This is a genomic window from Alistipes timonensis JC136 (genome assembly GCF_900107675.1).
In the GTDB taxonomy this organism is placed as follows: Bacteria; Bacteroidota; Bacteroidia; order Bacteroidales; family Rikenellaceae; genus Alistipes; species Alistipes timonensis.
This window is the reverse complement of the sequence record NZ_FNRI01000006.1, coordinates 199349-216713: the sequence shown is the minus strand read 5'-3', so window position 1 is coordinate 216713 and position 17365 is coordinate 199349. Positions and strand designations below refer to the sequence as shown.

Here is a 17365-nt window from a genome sequence, read left to right as displayed (position 1 = left end):
AATGAAACGCGTATTCATCGCTAAACTACGTTCCTGGTTACTGCTCGCCGCGTGCAGCCTGCTGCTGTCGACGCAACTCCATGCGCAGAATATCACCATGAACTTCAAGGGAACCGTACAACAGGCCATCGAACTGTTGCAGAAGAACTACAACTATTCGGTCGTCATCAAAACGAACGGCGTCGACCTGAAGAAACAGGTCGAGATCAAAGCCTCGAACAAAAGCGTCAGCGAGGTCGTGAACCAGATCTTCGCCTCACAGGACGTATCCTGTTCCGTAGACGGGCGTAACATCCTCGTAAAGAGCAAAGAGGCCGAGAAGGACGGCGACGCCCAGAAAGTCCGGCTGATCACCGTGCGGGGTACCGTTACGGATGCCTCCGGCATGCCGATTCCCGGTGCTACGGTCTACAACCGGCAAACCCAGCGGGGCGCCGTCTGCGACGCCCGGGGACAATACACCCTGCAAGTGCCGGCCAACAGCCAGCTCACCGTCTCGTTCCTGGGATACGACGACCTCAGCGTCGCGGTCAACAACAAGACCCTGGTCAACGTTTCGCTGACCGAAAAGGCGTCGGACATCGACGAAATCGTGGTCATCGGTTACGGAACGCAGAAGAAGAGCGACGTCACGGGCGCCGTGGCGCAGATCAACATGGAGAAGATGGCCGACAAGCAGTCGATCTCGCTGGCCGATTACCTGCGCGGTTCGGTCGCGGGCCTCAACATCCAGCGAAGCGCCTCCACCAGCGGTCAGACCTCGTTCGAGATCCGCGGCCAGACTTCGCTCGGAACCACGACCTCGCCGCTGCTGGTCGTCGACGGGATGATCTTCAACGGGGAGCTGAACGACATCAACCCCAATGACATCGCATCCGTGTCGGTCATGAAGGACGCTTCGTCGGCCGCAGTCTACGGAGCCAATGCCGCCAACGGCGTCATCATCATCACCACCAAGGAGGGAACGGGCGACAAACCCACGATCCGTTTCGACGCCAAGACCAGCCTTTCGATCCTGACCCGGAAGCCCGCAAGCTACGACGTGGACGGTTATCTGCAGGTGCGCGCCGACAAACTCATCGGCGAGGGTGCCATCAACCAGACCAAACCCGGCTATTACACCAACCCTTACAAACTTCAGGGCGTGGACCTCGCAACCTGGATGGGATACTCCAATGCCGGGACCTATGCCGACCCCACCGAGGTCTGGCTGGACCGTCTGGCCCTGCGTCCCAACGAAAAGGCGAACTATTACAACTACCAGTCGACGGACTGGGTGGACGACGTTTTCCGTACGGGCGTGATTCAGGACTACAACGTCAGCGTATCGGGCAAGTCGAAGAGCCTGACCTATTACTGGTCGGCCGGATTTCTCGACAACAAGGGCGTCGTCCGGAACGATGACTACCAGAACGTCCGCACCCGCGTGAACCTCTCCAACAAGATCACCGACTTTCTGGAAGTGGGCATCCGGGCCAACCTGTCGAGCGCCAAAAACGACGGACAGCCCGCCGACTGGGCCGTCGCCTACAACAACAGCCCGCTGGGCGACAAATACAACGAGGACGGCACCTACACCTGGTATCCGAACGGCGACAACATGGCCAAAAACCCGTTCGAGAAGACCCAGTGGGACGTCTACAAGCGCACGACCAGCGTCCTGGGAACCGTCTATGCCAAGATCAGCCTGCCGTGGGGATTCGCCTTCGAGAGTTCGTTCAACAACCGCTGGAAATTCCAGGACGACAATTCGTACAAACCCTCGTGGACGCTCGACGGCTCGGCGGGCGAAGGCATCGCCTCGCGCCGGAACACCCGTCAGTACGACTGGTCGATCGAGAACATCCTCCGCTGGAACATGACCTTCAACGACATCCACCGTTTCGACGTGACGCTCCTGCAGAGCGCCGCCAAATGGAAACAGCACCAGACGACCGCCGGAGCGAGCAAGTTCACCACCTCGGAACTGCTGGGCTGGCACGCCCTGGACATGGCCGAGATACAGACCTCGGCGTCCGAGGATCAGGTCGACACCAAAGCCTCCTACATGGCCCGTCTGAACTATACGCTCATGGACCGCTACATGCTCTCGTTCACCATCCGCCGCGACGGTTATTCGGCATTCGGACAGCAGAATCCGTGGGCCGATTTCCCGGCCGTAGCCGCCGCATGGCGCATCTCGGAGGAGGATTTCATGAAGTCGGTGAACTGGATCAGCAACCTGAAGCTCCGCTTCTCCTACGGTAAGAACGGCAACAGCAACATCGGCCGCTACACGGCGCTGGCCGGCCTGGCCAACGATTTCTACCTGACCGAAGACAAGCAGAACGTCGTGACGCTCTACCCCACCTCCATGGGCAACCGCCAGTTGATGTGGGAGGAGACGCTGGCCATGAACTTCGGTCTGGACTGGGGGCTCTTCAAAAACCGCCTCAACGTCACGGCCGAAGTGTACAAGATGAAGACGACCAACATGCTGATGGACCGCGGCCTGCCGACGCTCACGGGCTACTCCAAGGTGAAGGCCAACCTCGGCCAGGTCAACAACAAAGGTCTGGAGATCACGATCAACTCGGTGAACCTCAACACCAAGAACCTGCGCTGGACCTCCGACCTGACCTTCTCGCTCAACCGCAACGAGATCAAACACCTCTACGGCGACCTGGTTCCCGTGACGGACAACGACGGCAACATCGTCAACTGGAAGGAGTCCGACGACCCGACCAACGGCTGGTATATCGGCCATGCCATCGACGAGATCTACGGCTACAAGATCACCGGCGTCTGGCAGAACGACGAAGCCGCCGAAGCCATGGCCCTCGGATTCTCGCCCGGCGATTACAAGACCTATCTCAAAGAGGGCAACACGAGCTACTCGACGGACGACTATCTCTGGCAGGGTTACACCAAACCCCGCTACCGCATCGCCCTGAACAACTCGTTCACGCTCTTCGACAACCTCACCGTCTCCTTCATGCTCCGCTCGGAACTGGGGCACAAGAAGGCCAACAACGAGATCTGCGTAGGCGGTTACGCCGACCGGGTTTCGCAGATGAAATATCCGTACTGGACGCCGGAGAACCAGTCGAACTACTGGGGCAAGCTGGGGGCCAAGCGCACGGGAACGCTCTACCGCAACGCATCGTTCCTGCGCATCGAAAACGTGTCGATCGCCTACAGCCTGCCTAAGCGGTGGATCAACAAGATCGCCCTGCAGAACGCCAAGGTCTTCTTCAACCTCGACAACGCCTACAGCTTCGACGACTGGCTCTACTGGGATGTCGAGACCAAGGCGCCGACCCCCATGACATTCACCTTCGGCATTAACTTCACCTTATAATCCAACGCACGATGAAAGCACAACATAAATTCCTGGCATGTCTGTTCAGCCTGCTGCTCCTGGGTTCCTGCACCAGCGATTGGCTGGAGCCCGAACAGCCGTCGAAACTCGACCCCAACAATGCGTACAGCACCTACACCGGCTGCATGGGCCTGGTGACCAAGCTGTGCAAGGACCTCCGGCCCGAAGTCATGGGGCGCAACACCAATATCAAATGGGCCTACGAGAACTCCGACCTCGCGGTGCTGGTCAACGGAAGCCCCCGCGACCTGGACGGCATGATGGTCCCGTCGATCGGCAGCAAACCCAAGGACCTGTGGGACAACACCTACAAAAGCATCACGCGGGCGGCCATGCTCGTGACCCGTTCCGAGAGCCTCAAAGGTTCGCAGGAACAGAAGGACGAGATCCGCGCCTACGGCGAGTTCTTCCTGGGCTACTGGTACTACCGCCTGATTACGACCTACGGCGACGTGCCGCTCATCACCGAAGAGATCGACTACCCGAAACTCGACTTCCGGACCTCGACCCAGCAGCGTATCATCAACCGGATGATCTCGATGCTCGAAGACGCCGTGAAGCACCTTCCCGAAACCGCCCCCGCCGGCAGCGTGAGCCGGGCGGCAGGTTACATGATCCTGACGAAATACTACCTGATGAACGGTGATTTCGAAGATGCCGTGACGAGCTCGACGGCCGTCATCAACACCCCGGGACTGAAACTGATGAAATCCCGCTTCGGGGCCCTCGTCGGCACGGCGAATCCCAAGATTCCGAATCCGAACGTCATGACCGACCTCTTCTACAAGTACAACCCGGCGCTCTCGACCAATACGGAAAAGATCCTCGTCGTGCTGGACGACCCTTATATGGAAGGCGGTTCGACGACACCCGGCGGCGGTGGCGGCGGCGAGCGCATGCGCGAACACCTCGTCGAGTGGTACAACGGCCAGTACGACGAAGCGCAGGCCACGCAGCAGCGCCGCACGAGCGGCACGGGACTCCGCAGCACGATCGACGGAGCGTCGGGCGGCCCCGGTCCCTTCAGCATTTCGTCCGAAGCGGGACAGGACTTACAGATACTCTGGACCGGACGCGGCATCGGCGCCCAGAAAAAAACCTGGTATTTCTCGAACAAGATCTGGGAAAGCGCCGATTTCAAAAACGACATGCGCCACAACGCCCCCAACTGGTATCCGATGGAGGCGCTGGTCTACAACGTCAAAACCTCGAAGCTCTACGGCAAACCCCTCGTTTACGAGAATTGCAGCGACACGCTCCGCTGCTGGGGCGACATCCAGTACAACAAGATCGTCGTGGACGACGAAAAACGGCTTCCGAGCGACTACAACATGCTGGGCGGATTCCATGACTGGTATATCTACCGCCTTGCCGAAGCCTATCTGATGCGTGCCGAAGCCCTCGTATGGCTCGGCCGCGGAGGCGAAGCGGCTCCCGACCTCACCGAAATCCGCACCCGCGCCGGGGCCACGGCCTTCTCGGGAACGGCCACCCTCGAGGATGTCCTCGACGAACGCGCCCGCGAGCTCTTCCTCGAGGAGTTCCGCCGCAACGAACTGGTGCGCATCGCCTTCACGATGGCAAAACTCGGCAAAGACGGCTATTCGCTCGAGAACATCGGCACGAAGAACTGGTATTACGACCGCATGCGTTTCACGAACAACATCTATTTCAATACGGCAGACGGCACCCCGTCGAACTTCGCCTACGGCGACGGCGGCAACAACGTGCAGATTTACCGCATGAGCCCCTACCATATCTATTGGCCGATCCCCGAAACGGCGATCAACGACAACACGCTGGCCACGCTCAACCAGAACTACGGCTACGTCGGCTACGAGAAGAACATCGAGCCGATCGGTCCGGAGGCGGATGCCGAGTAACAATCACCCGGAGGTGCCGGGACCGGCGAGTTCCGGCACCTCCTCAAAACCACAACCCGACAATGATCCGAAAACTATTCTGCGCCATCGCACTTTTGACCGCCGCCTTCTCGGCCGCCGCACCCGACAACACGGGCGATAAACGAAAAAGGTCATTTAATGACGACAATGATTTTTTAACATACGTTCAAAGGCAATATTTTAACTACATTTGGGAAGGCGCGCTGCCCAACTCGGGGCTCTCGCGGGTCCGCATGATTCAGGACGATCCCCAACGGGACCTGCATACGATCACCGTGGGCAGTTCGGGATTCGGCATTACGGGAATCATCGTCGGCATCGAGCGGGGTTTCATCACCCGCAGCGAAGGCGTGGCGCGTCTGGAGAAGATCGCGGATTTCCTGGCCCGCAGCGACCGTTTCCACGGCATGTGGTCCCACTGGATCGACGACCGCACGGCCCGGACGATGCCGTTCGCCAATCCCGCGAGCAAAGACAACGGCGGCGACGTCGTGGAGAGTGCATTTCTGGCCCAGGGACTCATCACGGCCCGTCAGTACCTTTTGAACGGAACGAAGAAAGAGCGTGCACTGGCCGCAAAATTCGACAAACTGTGGCGTGAAATGGAGTGGTCGTGGTATCAGAAGGATGGCGAAGACGTGGTGTACTGGCACTGGTCGCCCGACTATCAGTGGGAAAAGAATTTCCCCTTGCAGGGCTATAACGAATGCCTCGCGGTCTATATTCTGGGAGCGAGCTCCCCGACCCACCCCATCACCAAAGAGGCCTATTACAAGGGCTGGGCGCGCGACGGGGCGATCGTCAGCGACACGACCCTCTACAATATCCCGGTCAGGGTACGGCACAACACGGGACGCGAGTATGTAGGCCCGATCTTCTGGACGGCCTTTTCCTACGTGGGATTCGATCCCCGGGGATTGAAGGACGAGCTGGGCATCAACTATTTCGACGTGAACGTCGCCCACGCCAGGATACAGCAGGCCCACTGCATCGCCAATCCCAACGGATTCGACGGATACGGCGCCGACTGCTGGGGATTCTCGGCCGGGTATTCGGTGAAGGGCTACAAGGCCCACAACACCAAGAACGACCGCGGCGTAGTCACCCCGTCGGGAACGCTGGCGGCCATGCCCTTCGCCCCCGACGCTGTCATGAAAGCTCTCAAACACTTCTACTTCGACCTCGGCGACGAGTTGTGGGGCCCCTACGGATTTTACGACGGATATATCGTCGCCGAAAAGAGGGTCATCCCCAACTACCTGGCCAACAACCAGTGCGCGGCGCTGCCGATGATCGAGAACTACCGTTCGGGACTGATCTGGAAACTCTTCATGAGCGCCCCGGAGATTCAGGCCGGACTCAAAAAACTGGGATTCACACGCGACAATTAAGACCATGAAACGATTTGCAATATGGCTGTTCGCGGCGGCGGCGTTCCTTGCCGGCTGCTCCGGATCGGACGAAGGTAAAGAGGGCCCGGGGGGGGGTGACAATACTCCGGCGATTGCACCCCCGAAAAACCGGGAGGATGTGGAAGGGCTGCTGACCTGGATTCAGAAGACCCATTTCGAATATATGTGGAGCGGAGCCCGTCCCAACTCGGGACTGGCCCGGGTCCGCTACTTCGTGAACGAACCGTCGAAAGACGAAAATACGCTGACGATCGGTGCCGGGGGCTTCGGAATCATGGGAATACTGGTCGGCATCGAACGGAATTTCATCACCCGCACACAGGGCGTCGAACGGTTGGAGAAAATCGTATCGTTTCTGGAACGCGCCGAGCGCTGGCACGGCATGTACTCCCACTGGATCGACGACCGCACGGGCAGAACCATCGCCTTTGCCGGATCGAACGGCGAAGACGACGGGGCCGATATCGCCGAGACCTCGTTCCTGACGGCCGGACTCCTCTGCGCCCGCCAATACCTGAAAGACGGTTCGGCAGCGGAGCAGGCGCTCGCCGCCCGCATCGACGCCCTCTGGCGCGGCATGGAATGGGACTGGTTCGCATCGGATACGGACGACTGCCTCCTGTGGCACTGGTCCCCGACGGTAGGCTTCAAAAAGAATTTCCACCTGGAAGGCTACAACGAATGCCTGCTGCCCTACCTCCTCGCAGCGGCATCGCCGACACACCCGCTCCCGGAGCCCAAAAAGGCCTATATGAACGGCTGGTCGCGCAGCGGCGGCATCGTCAATCCGGGCAGCCGCTACGGAATCCCCTTCGTCGTCAGGCACAACTCGGGGGCGAACGACGTGGGCCCGATGTTCTGGACCGCCTTCTCCTACGGCGGGTTCTGCCCCAAAGGGCTGAAAGACGAACGCGGCGTCAATTACTGGAAAGCGCTCCGGAGCCACGCCCTGATCCAGTACAACTACTGCCTCGAAAACCCCAAGGGCCGGAAGTGCTACGGCGCAGACTGCTGGGGCTTCTCGGCCGGCTACACCTCCAACGCCACGACCGATTACCAGTCCATGCGGACCAACAACGACGTCGGGGTCATCACGGCCAACGCCGCGCTGATCGCCATGCCCTACACCCCCGAACAATCCATCGCCGCCGCGACGCACTATTACTGGGACATCCCGACCCAGATGGGTCCCTGGGGGTTCTGGGACGCTTACAGCGACACCGAAGGCACCGTCCGGCGCTATTTGGCCAACAACCAGTGCCCGGTGGCTCCGATGATCGAAAACTACCGCACGGGGCTGTTGTGGAGACTCTTCATGAGCGCTCCCGAGATCACCGAAGCGCTCTCCGCACTGGGATTTACCCCCGACAACGATTAATTAGCAAACTGCAGCCAACATGAAATTCCTGCTGACCCTGACTGCCCTGGCGTTCACCGCCTCGGCCCTGGCCCAAACACCCGCACTGCCCGAACAGGGCGCCGCCGCAACATTCTACCGCGACAAACAGACCGCCCGGAAGGTATCGGAACTGATGAAAAGGATGACCCTCGAAGAGAAGATCGGCCAATGCGTCCTCTTCGCTTCGCGCGGCATGGTCACCGGACCCCGGAGTTCGGAAAAGATGGACGACTACATCAAAAGCGGCGCCTGCGGCAACGTCTTCGGCATCAAAACGGCGGCTGAAACACGCCGTATTCAGCAAATGGCCGTCGAGAACACGCGGCTGAAAATCCCCGTGCTTTTCGGCATGGACGTCATCCACGGCTACAAAACGATCTTTCCGGTGAACATCGGCGTTTCGGCGAGCTGGGACATGGCCGCCATCGAACGCATGGCCCGCATATCCGCCCTCGAAGCGTCAGCGGCAGGCATCGCCTGGACCTATTCGCCGATGTGCGACATCTCGCGCGATCCCCGCTGGGGCCGCGTTTCGGAGGGTTCGGGCGAAGACCCCTACCTGGGAGAGCACATCGCAACCGCCATGGTCCGGGGCTATCAGGGTGGCGACCTCGCAGACCCGACGACCATTATGGCCTGCGTAAAACATTTCGCCGCCTACGGCGCCCCGCAGGCGGGGCGCGACTACCACACGGTAGACATGTCCGAACGCACGTTCCGCGAGGTCTATCTCCCGCCCTACCGGGCCGCGCTGGACGCCGGAGCGGCAACGGTCATGACCTCGTTCAACGACTACGACGCCGTTCCGGCGACGGGAAGCCGCTACCTGATGACCGACCTGCTGCGCCGGGAACTGGGCTTCAACGGATTCGTCGTCACCGACTACACCGCCATCAACGAGATGGTCAACCACGGCGTCGCCGAAGACCTGAAAGACGCCGCACGGCTGGCCGTCAAAGCCGGCGTCAACATGGATATGGTCGGGAACGGTTATCTCAAATACATGAAAGAGCTGGTCGCAGAGGGCCGGATCAGCGCCCGGGAGATCGACGAGCTCTGCGCGCAGGTGCTCGCCATGAAATTCCGGCTGGGACTTTTCGACGATCCCTACCGCTATTGCGGCCGCAGCGAATCGGCCTGGTACACCCCCGAAGCGCTCGCGGCATCCCGTTCGCTGGCGGCCAATTCGATGGTCCTGCTGCAAAACCGGAACAGCGTGCTGCCCATCCGGGAGGGACAGAAGATCGCCCTGATCGGCCCCTTCGCCGACAACGTGCGCGAGATGCTGGGATCGTGGGTCGTAGCGGCCGACACCAAGGTCGGAACGACTTTCTCGAAAGGTCTCAAAGAGCGTTTCGGCGACAAGAACGTCCGGGTCGTGGCCGGCGACGTGATGACGGATTTTCAGGACGCACGCCGGGCTGCCGAACAAGCCGACGTTGCGGTGCTGACGCTCGGACTGTCGCAGACATGGAGCGGCGAGGCGGCGAGCCTCACCTCCATTTCCCTGCCCGAAACCCAGAAGCTCCTGCTTCGCCGGGTCCGGGAGAGCGGCACCCCCGTCGTGTTGGTGCTGGTGACGGCCCGGCCGCTGGAACTGTGCGAGGAGTCCGCGGCCGCCGATGCCGTCCTCGTCGCCTGGCAGCCGGGAACGATGGCCGGCGAAGCGCTGGCCGACGTGCTCTCGGGCGACGTGAACCCCTCGGGCAAGCTGACCATGACCTTCCCGCGCGATGTAGGACAGATTCCCATCTTCTACAACCCGAAAAACACGGGGCGTCCGGTCGGCGCGCTTACGTCGCAGTCGAGCGAGAAATACACCTCGCGCTACCTGTTCACGCCCAACGAACCGCTCTATCCGTTCGGATACGGCCTGAGCTATACGACGTTCGAATATTCCGGCCTGAAAGTCGAGAATCCCCGGGCAAAGATCGGGGAAAACGTCACCGTCAGCGTCACGCTCCGCAACAGCGGCGACCGTGACGGCAGCGAGGTGGCGCAGCTCTACATCCGCGACCTGGCGGGCAGCGTGACCCGCCCGGTCCGCGAACTGAAAGGCTTCGAGAAAGTGTTCCTCAAAGCCGGGGAGAGCCGCCGGCTCACCTTCGTCCTCACCCCGCGGGAACTCTCCTTCTGGCGCGCCGACATGACCTTCGGGCAGGAAGCGGGCGACTACCGCGTATGGGCGGGCGGCGATTCGGACGCCGAACTGTCCGGAACATTCACCGTTACGAAATAGCATGAAACGAACGGCCATACTCCTTTCCCTCCTTTTCGGGCTCAGCGCACCGGCCGGTGCGGCGACATTCGTCATCGCACACCCGCAGCAGGTGGAGGACTGCATCCTGCGCCGCAGCGAGGTGACCTACCACGACGAACAGTACTGGACCGGCTGGAATTTCGGAGCATCGCAGACGCTCGACACGGGCTACGGCATCGCCATGTGGAACATGTGGCGGGGCAACATCCTCGTCCGCTTCGACCTGCGCGGCGTCGACTGCCGGGAGGTCTCCGCGGCGCGCTTCCGCATCTACAAGCCCCGGAACGTCACTCAGACCTCTCCCGAGGTCCCGGTGGCCGTCTATGCGGTGAAGGAGTGCAACGCCGCATGGCGCGAAGGCTCGATGGAGTCGATGCCGCAGCACGACGCCGCCAGCTGGCTCTGCCGCTCGGACGGCGAGGAATGGGCCGGAGGGCCGAACGGCTGTTCGGTCGCCGGGGTCGATCACGACGCCGAGCCCCTCGGCCGGGCGGCGGCCTCCAAATACCGGGGCGAATGGCTCGAATTCGAGATTCCGGCAGCCCTGGTCCGGCAATGGATAGAGGCTCCCGAAAAGAACGCCGGACTGCTCATCAAAACCGACGCTCCCGAGAAGGTCATGGGCGACCACGTGCTGTTTTACTCGTCGGAACACGCCTCGGGCAAGGGCCCGCAGCTGGTCGTCGAAGGCAAACGCGGCAAGGCGAAATTCGCCGCCGACCCGGCTAAACGCTACAACCCGCGCTATGTGATGCCCCGGCAGGACTCGACGTTCCGCCGCTACCTCCGGGAACGGAATTTCCGTTACGTGAACTGGACGACCGACCCGGTGGTCGGCCTCCGGGGCGAACAGCGCATCTATCCCTACTACTGGGACGTGGTGGTCTACGGCGAATATATCCTGCCGAACGCCTACTACCCCTTCTCGCAGTCGATCCTCGGCCTCGACGGCATGATCGAACGGCAGGACCGCGAAGGACTGCGCCGGTTCCAGATCAACCGGCTGCGTTACCTGCACATCTGGGAGTACACCCGCGAACAGCGCTGGTACGACTGCGGCGACATCATCGAGATTTTCTCACCCTTGCAGGCGGCCTACATCTGGCTCGGGTCGAAAAAGGACAACGGCCTGACCTTCGACGGCGTGCTCAACAAGGTGCATCCCAAAGGCCGGAAGAACCTCACCCGGCAGGAGATCCAACTGCGCCGGCTGGCCGAGGTGGAGGAGTGCGTGCGCAACCTCGACCTCACCCCGGTGCAGTACGACTCGGTGGAGCGCTTCATCAGCCGGATGGAAGAGCTGCGCTGCATCTACTTCAACAAATGCAACGACGCGGCGCAGGAGGTTCACCGGCTGCTGGCCGAAAAGAACGACGGCCGCGAGATGATCGACGCCCTCGGAGCCTTCATGAACTGCCACGACATCTATCTTTTCTACGACTCCTACTGGCAGATGAAACGCTGGGCGTTCCTGATGGACAATACCGACATGGTGGCGTTCAACAAATTCTGGAAACGCCAGAAATTCGGGGAGTATTCGCCCGAACGCATCGAAAGACGCTACCGGATGTGCGCGGATTTCTACCCCCGGGACCGCGGACCGCTCCCGATCGAAATAAAAAACAGGCTGTGGCCGGAATAACCGGCCCGGACACAGAAAACAAAAACCACCGATAAACCATGAAACAGATCCTATTGATCCTTACCGCCCTGCTGTGCACGCTGTCGCTCCGGGCGCAGCGCACCGAACTGACGATCAGCGACGGCTGGTATTTCCACCAAGGCGAGATCGCCCCGGAGAAGGCCGACCCCGCCTCCGGCGCATGGACCCGGGTGAACCTGCCCCACACCTGGAACCGGTACGACGCATTCGACGAGACCCCGGGCTACTACCGCGGCGTGGGATGGTATGCCTATGCCTTCATCCCCAACGGGCAATGGCAGGACCGCCGGGTCATCCTCCATTTCGAAGGGGCCAACCAGGTCGCCGAGGTATTCGTCAACGGCGCCCCGGCCGGCAGTCATACGGGCGGCTACACGGCATTCAACTTCGACATCACCCGTCACCTCGAATTCGGGAAGAAGAACATCATCAAAGTCCGGCTGGATAACAAGCACGACCGGGACATTCCGCCCCTGAACGCCGATTTCACCTTCTACGGAGGCATTTACCGCAATGTGAAGCTGATCGCCGTCGATCCCATCCATTTCGACCTGCAGAACTGCGCTTCGGAAGGCGTCTTCGTCGAGACGCCCTCGGTCGACTCGGCCCGTGCGACGGTCGTACTCCGCGGCGACGTGGTCAACAGCGGCGACGCAACCCGGGCGGTCCGGGTCAAAGCCGTGCTCAGGGACAGACAGGGAGCCGTCGTGGGTGAGGCCGCCAAAGCCATGACGCTCCGGGGCGGTTCGAAAAACCCGTTCCGTTTCGACGGCATCACGATCCACCAGCCCCATTTGTGGAGCCCCGAGACGCCCTATCTCTATACCGCGGAACTCTCCGTCGAAGAGGCGACGGGCGCCAAAAACACAACCGACCGCATCGAGATTCCCTTCGGGGTCCGCTGGTTCAGCTTCAGCGGCGACGGCTTCCGGCTCAACGGCCGGAAATACCCCCTGAAAGGCACCAACCGCCATCAGGATTTCGCCGGACTGGGCAACGCCCTCGGCGACGATTACCACCGCAACGATTACCGGAAGATCAAATCGCTGGGCTTCAACTTCGTCCGGCTGGCCCACTATCCGCAGGCCCCGGAGATTTACCGCATGTGCGACGAACTGGGCCTGCTGGTCTGGACCGAAATCCCGGTCGTCAACGAGGTGACCCCCTCCGAAGCCTTCACCCGGAATTCGCTCTCGATGATGCGCGAACAGATTCGCCAGACCTGCAACCACCCCTCGGTGATCCTCTACGGCTATATGAACGAAATCCTTATCCGCATGCTCTCGAACAAGCGGCTGACGGAACAGCAGCGGCAGCAGGTCGCCGACGACACCCGCGCGCTGGCCCTGAAACTCGAAGCGCTGACCAAAGAGGAGGCTCCCGACCGCAACACGGTCATGGCGATCCACTATGAAGACGGATACAACAAATACGAGGTCTCCACGATCCCCGACGTAGTGGGCTACAACCTCTACTTCGGCTGGTACTACGAGCAGCTGGAAGACCTGACACGGTATCTCACCAGCGAGCACAAGCGTTATCCCGACCGGCCGATCATCGTATCGGAATGCGGAGCCGACGCCGACCTGATGAACCACAGCCAGATTCCCCGTTCGTGGGACTACTCCGAGGAATATCAGGTGGTGCTGCACCACTCCTACCTCAAACAGTTCGCACGGATGCCGTTCCTCGCAGGATACGCCCTGTGGAATTTCGCCGACTTCGGGGCCGAAGCCCGAGCCGACGCTACCCCCTGGATCAATCAGAAAGGGCTCGTCACCTACGACCGTAAGGAGAAAGATGTCACGTCGCTTTACCGGGCCAACCTGCTGGAGACCCCGCTCGTCTACATCGCTTCGCGCAACTACACCCGCCGTGCGGATGTCGAGCGGCAGCCGGGAATCGCCACACACACGATCAACGTATTCGGCAACGGCCGGGAAATCGAACTGACGGTCAACGGCAAATCACTGGGCAGCAAACCCCTCGACGGCAATATGGCGACTTTCTCCGTGCCGTTCCGCAACGGGATCAACCGGCTGGAAGCTACCGACGACCGGGGCATGAAAGACTGTCTCGACATCGATTTCACCGTCGTACCGCACAGTCTGAAAGCGTGGAAAGGCAACGATCTGGCCGTCAATGTCGGCTCATATCAGGCAACCGTGGCTCCCGGAACGGGCGTCATCTGGATTCCCGATCAGGTCTGCACGCAGGACGGCTGGGGACGCATCGGCGGAAAAATCCGGGAGCGCATCGACCGCCAGCACAAAGTGGGCATTTCGCAGAACATTCTCGGAACCGACTGCAACCCGCTCTACCAGACATTCGCCGAGGGAATCGAAGGATACCGTTTCGATGTGGCCGACGGCACCTACCGGATCACGCTGTGCTTCGTGGAGAGCAACCCCAAAAGCCCCACGGAGGACCTGATCTACAACCTTTCGGGCTCCGACACGGCATCCGTTCCGGCGGGAGTGCGCCAGTTCTCCGTGGCGGTGAACGGCCGGCAGCTCCTCGACAACCTGAACCTCGCACGCGATTACGGCAACCTGCGGGCCGTCGATTTCTCGACGGAAGTCGCTGCCCGGAACGATTCCGGCATCGAGGTTGCATTTACTCCGAATATCGGAAAGACCACCCTCAGCGGTATCCGGATCGAACGTATCAAATAATCAGAATCTCGGCCATGAATTATATCTCGGAAAGGGAACTGATAGAAAAGCTCAGGTCAGGGGATCAGGATGCATACCGGATTCTCTTTCTGAGGTATTACATGCGCATCTACCTCTTTGCGAAAGGTTTCGTGAAGGACGGCTCCCTGGCCGAGGACATCGCTCAGAACGTCTTCATGAAGCTGTGGATCGCACGCGCCAACATTTCAGGCGAATCGATCAACCACCTGCTTTACACGATCACGCGCAATGAGATCCGGGATTACTTCAAATCGGGCTACCGCCAGCGAAAGGATTCGCTGGACAACAATCCCGAACCCGTCACCAAAGATGTCGACGCCCTCGATCTGATTCAGTCGCAATACATCGAACAGGTGGTTGTCCGGACGATCGACCACCTGAGCGAACGCCGCAAGGAGATTTTCCGCCTCAGCCGCGAAGAGAACCTGACCAACAAGGAAATAGCCGAAATGCTGGGCATTTCGGTGCGGACCGTAGAGAAAAGCATCGAGCTTACCCTGAAAGAGATCCGCAAGGCCATTCCGAGTTAAAACCTCTGACTCCATTATTTACCGCCCGGCCCCGGATAAATTCAGCCTGCGCGGAAAACGAGACGGGTTGCAAATTGAAATTGCAACCCGTTTCCCGTGCTGGCGGAAAGTGAGGGATTGACTTCGCTCCACTCCGCTTACGCTTCGTGCCGCTCGTCGTTCCCTGCCCTGCCGGGGGCATCCCTGCAAGCCCGGAAAACGGCGGCTTTGCCGCATTTCGTTTTATTTTCCGCCCGGGCCCGAATAAATTCAGCCCGCACGGAAAACAAAACGGGTTGCAAATTGAAATTGCAACCCGTTTCCCGTGCTGGCGGAAAGTGAGGGATTCGAACCCCCGGAACCTTGCGGTTCAACGGTTTTCAAGACCGCCGCGATCGACCACTCCGCCAACTTTCCGGAGACAAAAGTAGTACCGATTTTCCATTCTGCCAAATCTATGCTGCGTTTTTATTCCCACCCCGCAGCCCCGAAAAGCAAATTCCGGAGATAATTTTCTTCTTTTCCGAAATTTACATATCTTTGTCAGTAAGTTAGGACCCCGAAGGTTATTTTCTCACGCAGCGAAGCCATGAACAAAGCGCAGTTTGTCGAGGCCATTGCTCTCGACGCGAACATCTCGAAGGTCGAGGCCCGCAGGGCCGTCGACGCCATGATCCGTATAACGGTGCAAGCCCTGCGCGAAGGCGAACGGCTGACCCTGACCGGACTGGGGACGTTCAGCATACAGCAGCGTTCCGAGCGCGTAGGCCGCAACCCCCGTACGGGTGCCGCCGTGAAGATTCCGCCCCGCAAGGTCATCAAGTTCCATCCCACGGCCGAGGTCGAATGACCCGGCCCGCAAAATCCCCACGCATGCCCGAAATTTCACTCCGCGCCGAGCAGATGCCGGCCTCCCCGATACGCAAACTCGTCCCGCTGGCCGACGCCGCACGCGCCCGGGGCACAAAAATCTACCACCTGAACATCGGACAGCCCGACCTGCCCACGCCGCAGGTGGGGCTCGACGCCCTGAAGCATATCGACCGCAAGGTGCTGGAATACAGCCCCAGCGACGGCTACCGTTCGCTGCGTGAAAAGCTCGTATCCTACTACGCACAGTACCAGATCAAACTCACCCCCGAGGAGATCATCGTCACCACGGGCGGCTCCGAGGCCGTGCTGTTCGCCTTCATGTCGTGCCTCAACCCCGGCGACGAGATCATCGTTCCCGAACCGGCCTATGCCAACTACATGGCCTTCGCCATCTCGGCGGGCGCCGTGATCCGTCCCGTCGTTTCGTCGATCGAGAACGGATTCGCCCTGCCGCCCATCGAGGAGTTCGAAAAACTCATCAACGAGCGCACGCGCGGCATCCTGATCTGCAACCCCAATAACCCCACGGGTTACCTCTATACGCGCCGGGAGATGGACCGCATCCGCGACATGGTCCAGAAATACGACCTGTTCCTCTTCTCCGACGAGGTTTACCGCGAGTTCATCTACACCGGCTCGCCCTACATCTCGGCCTGCCACCTCGAAGGTATCGAACAGAACGTCGTGCTGATCGACTCGGTTTCGAAGCGTTACTCCGAATGCGGAATCCGCATCGGCGCGCTGATTACCAAGAACAAGAAACTGCGCAACGCCGTGATGAAATTCTGCCAGGCGCGCCTTTCGCCGCCGCTGCTCGGACAGATCGTCGCCGAAGCCTCGATCGACGCCCCGCGGTCGTACAGCACGGAGGTCTACGAAGAGTATATCGAGCGGCGCAAATGCCTGATCGACGGGCTGAACCGCATCCCCGGCGTCTATTCGCCGATCCCGATGGGGGCGTTCTACACCGTGGCGCGGCTCCCGGTCGACGACAGCGACAAATTCTGCGCATGGTGCCTCTCGGAGTTCGAATACGAGGGCGAGACCGTCATGCTGGCCCCGGCATCGGGATTCTACTCCGACCCGGAATGCGGCCGCAACGAGGTCCGCATCGCCTATGTCCTGAAAAAAGAGGACCTCGAACGGGCCCTCGTCATTCTGGGCAAGGCGCTCGAAGCCTACAACAGCCGCAAATAGGAGCCGTCGGCACTCCGGAAAACAAGGTGCAGTGCCCCGCAAGGCATTGCACCTTTGTTTATATGGACCCGCCAATTCATCCAATCTTATA

10 protein-coding genes and 1 tRNA gene are annotated in these 17365 nt (G+C 60.3%); 10 read left to right on the top strand and 1 reads right to left on the bottom strand.

Translation table 11 applies throughout. The features are described 5' to 3' along the window. Position 1: 1 nt before the first annotated feature. The 8 genes from BLU78_RS09985 (at position 2) to BLU78_RS09950 (ending at position 15225) form a co-directional block, all read left to right on the top strand. Positions 2-3340: a SusC/RagA family TonB-linked outer membrane protein gene (locus BLU78_RS09985; protein ID WP_010266488.1), complete on the top strand. Its 3339-nt coding sequence runs from the start codon at positions 2-4 to the stop codon at positions 3338-3340. Between the two features lie 11 nt (positions 3341-3351). After that, positions 3352-5244, top strand: a complete 1893-nt coding sequence (locus tag BLU78_RS09980; RefSeq protein ID WP_020693345.1) for a RagB/SusD family nutrient uptake outer membrane protein — start codon at positions 3352-3354, stop codon at positions 5242-5244. 62 nt (positions 5245-5306) lie between these two features. Continuing rightward, positions 5307-6656 (top strand): glucoamylase family protein, encoded by a 1350-nt coding sequence (locus BLU78_RS09975; RefSeq protein WP_026020871.1) that lies wholly within the window; start codon positions 5307-5309, stop codon positions 6654-6656. 4 nt (positions 6657-6660) lie between these two features. Next, a complete protein-coding gene (locus BLU78_RS09970; RefSeq protein ID WP_074712074.1) occupies positions 6661-8055 on the top strand; it encodes a glucoamylase family protein in 1395 nt (464 codons plus the stop codon). A 19-nt stretch (positions 8056-8074) separates the two neighbouring features. Continuing rightward, a complete protein-coding gene (locus BLU78_RS09965) occupies positions 8075-10315 on the top strand; it encodes a glycoside hydrolase family 3 N-terminal domain-containing protein (protein WP_010266498.1) in 2241 nt (746 codons plus the stop codon). A 1-nt stretch (position 10316) separates the two neighbouring features. Then, a complete protein-coding gene (locus BLU78_RS09960; RefSeq protein WP_010266502.1) occupies positions 10317-11978 on the top strand; it encodes a DNRLRE domain-containing protein in 1662 nt (553 codons plus the stop codon). A gap of 38 nt (positions 11979-12016) precedes the next feature. Then, on the top strand, positions 12017-14674 hold the full coding sequence (locus BLU78_RS09955; RefSeq protein WP_010266507.1) for a glycoside hydrolase family 2 TIM barrel-domain containing protein: 2658 nt from the start codon (positions 12017-12019) through the stop codon (positions 14672-14674). Between the two features lie 14 nt (positions 14675-14688). Continuing rightward, the gene (locus tag BLU78_RS09950; protein WP_010266511.1) at positions 14689-15225 is read left to right on the top strand and encodes an RNA polymerase sigma-70 factor; all 537 of its coding nucleotides are present in this window, start codon (positions 14689-14691) and stop codon (positions 15223-15225) included. A gap of 308 nt (positions 15226-15533) precedes the next feature. Here the strand turns inward: BLU78_RS09950 and BLU78_RS09945 are convergent. Beyond that, a tRNA-Ser gene (locus BLU78_RS09945) sits at positions 15534-15621 on the bottom strand. A gap of 172 nt (positions 15622-15793) precedes the next feature. Here BLU78_RS09945 and BLU78_RS09940 point away from each other — a divergent pair. Both BLU78_RS09940 and BLU78_RS09935 read left to right on the top strand, forming a co-directional pair. After that, the gene (locus BLU78_RS09940; protein ID WP_010266517.1) at positions 15794-16054 is read left to right on the top strand and encodes an HU family DNA-binding protein; all 261 of its coding nucleotides are present in this window, start codon (positions 15794-15796) and stop codon (positions 16052-16054) included. A 23-nt stretch (positions 16055-16077) separates the two neighbouring features. After that, on the top strand, positions 16078-17274 hold the full coding sequence (locus tag BLU78_RS09935; RefSeq protein ID WP_010266521.1) for a pyridoxal phosphate-dependent aminotransferase: 1197 nt from the start codon (positions 16078-16080) through the stop codon (positions 17272-17274). Positions 17275-17365 lie beyond the last annotated feature (91 nt).

Coding starts and splice junctions, on each gene's coding strand:
- BLU78_RS09985 (WP_010266488.1), top strand. CDS start 2: ATGAAACGCGTATTCATCGCTAAACTACGTTCCTGGTTACTGCTCGCC.
- BLU78_RS09980 (WP_020693345.1), top strand. CDS start 3,352: ATGAAAGCACAACATAAATTCCTGGCATGTCTGTTCAGCCTGCTGCTC.
- BLU78_RS09975 (WP_026020871.1), top strand. CDS start 5,307: ATGATCCGAAAACTATTCTGCGCCATCGCACTTTTGACCGCCGCCTTC.
- BLU78_RS09970 (WP_074712074.1), top strand. CDS start 6,661: ATGAAACGATTTGCAATATGGCTGTTCGCGGCGGCGGCGTTCCTTGCC.
- BLU78_RS09965 (WP_010266498.1), top strand. CDS start 8,075: ATGAAATTCCTGCTGACCCTGACTGCCCTGGCGTTCACCGCCTCGGCC.
- BLU78_RS09960 (WP_010266502.1), top strand. CDS start 10,317: ATGAAACGAACGGCCATACTCCTTTCCCTCCTTTTCGGGCTCAGCGCA.
- BLU78_RS09955 (WP_010266507.1), top strand. CDS start 12,017: ATGAAACAGATCCTATTGATCCTTACCGCCCTGCTGTGCACGCTGTCG.
- BLU78_RS09950 (WP_010266511.1), top strand. CDS start 14,689: ATGAATTATATCTCGGAAAGGGAACTGATAGAAAAGCTCAGGTCAGGG.
- BLU78_RS09940 (WP_010266517.1), top strand. CDS start 15,794: ATGAACAAAGCGCAGTTTGTCGAGGCCATTGCTCTCGACGCGAACATC.
- BLU78_RS09935 (WP_010266521.1), top strand. CDS start 16,078: ATGCCCGAAATTTCACTCCGCGCCGAGCAGATGCCGGCCTCCCCGATA.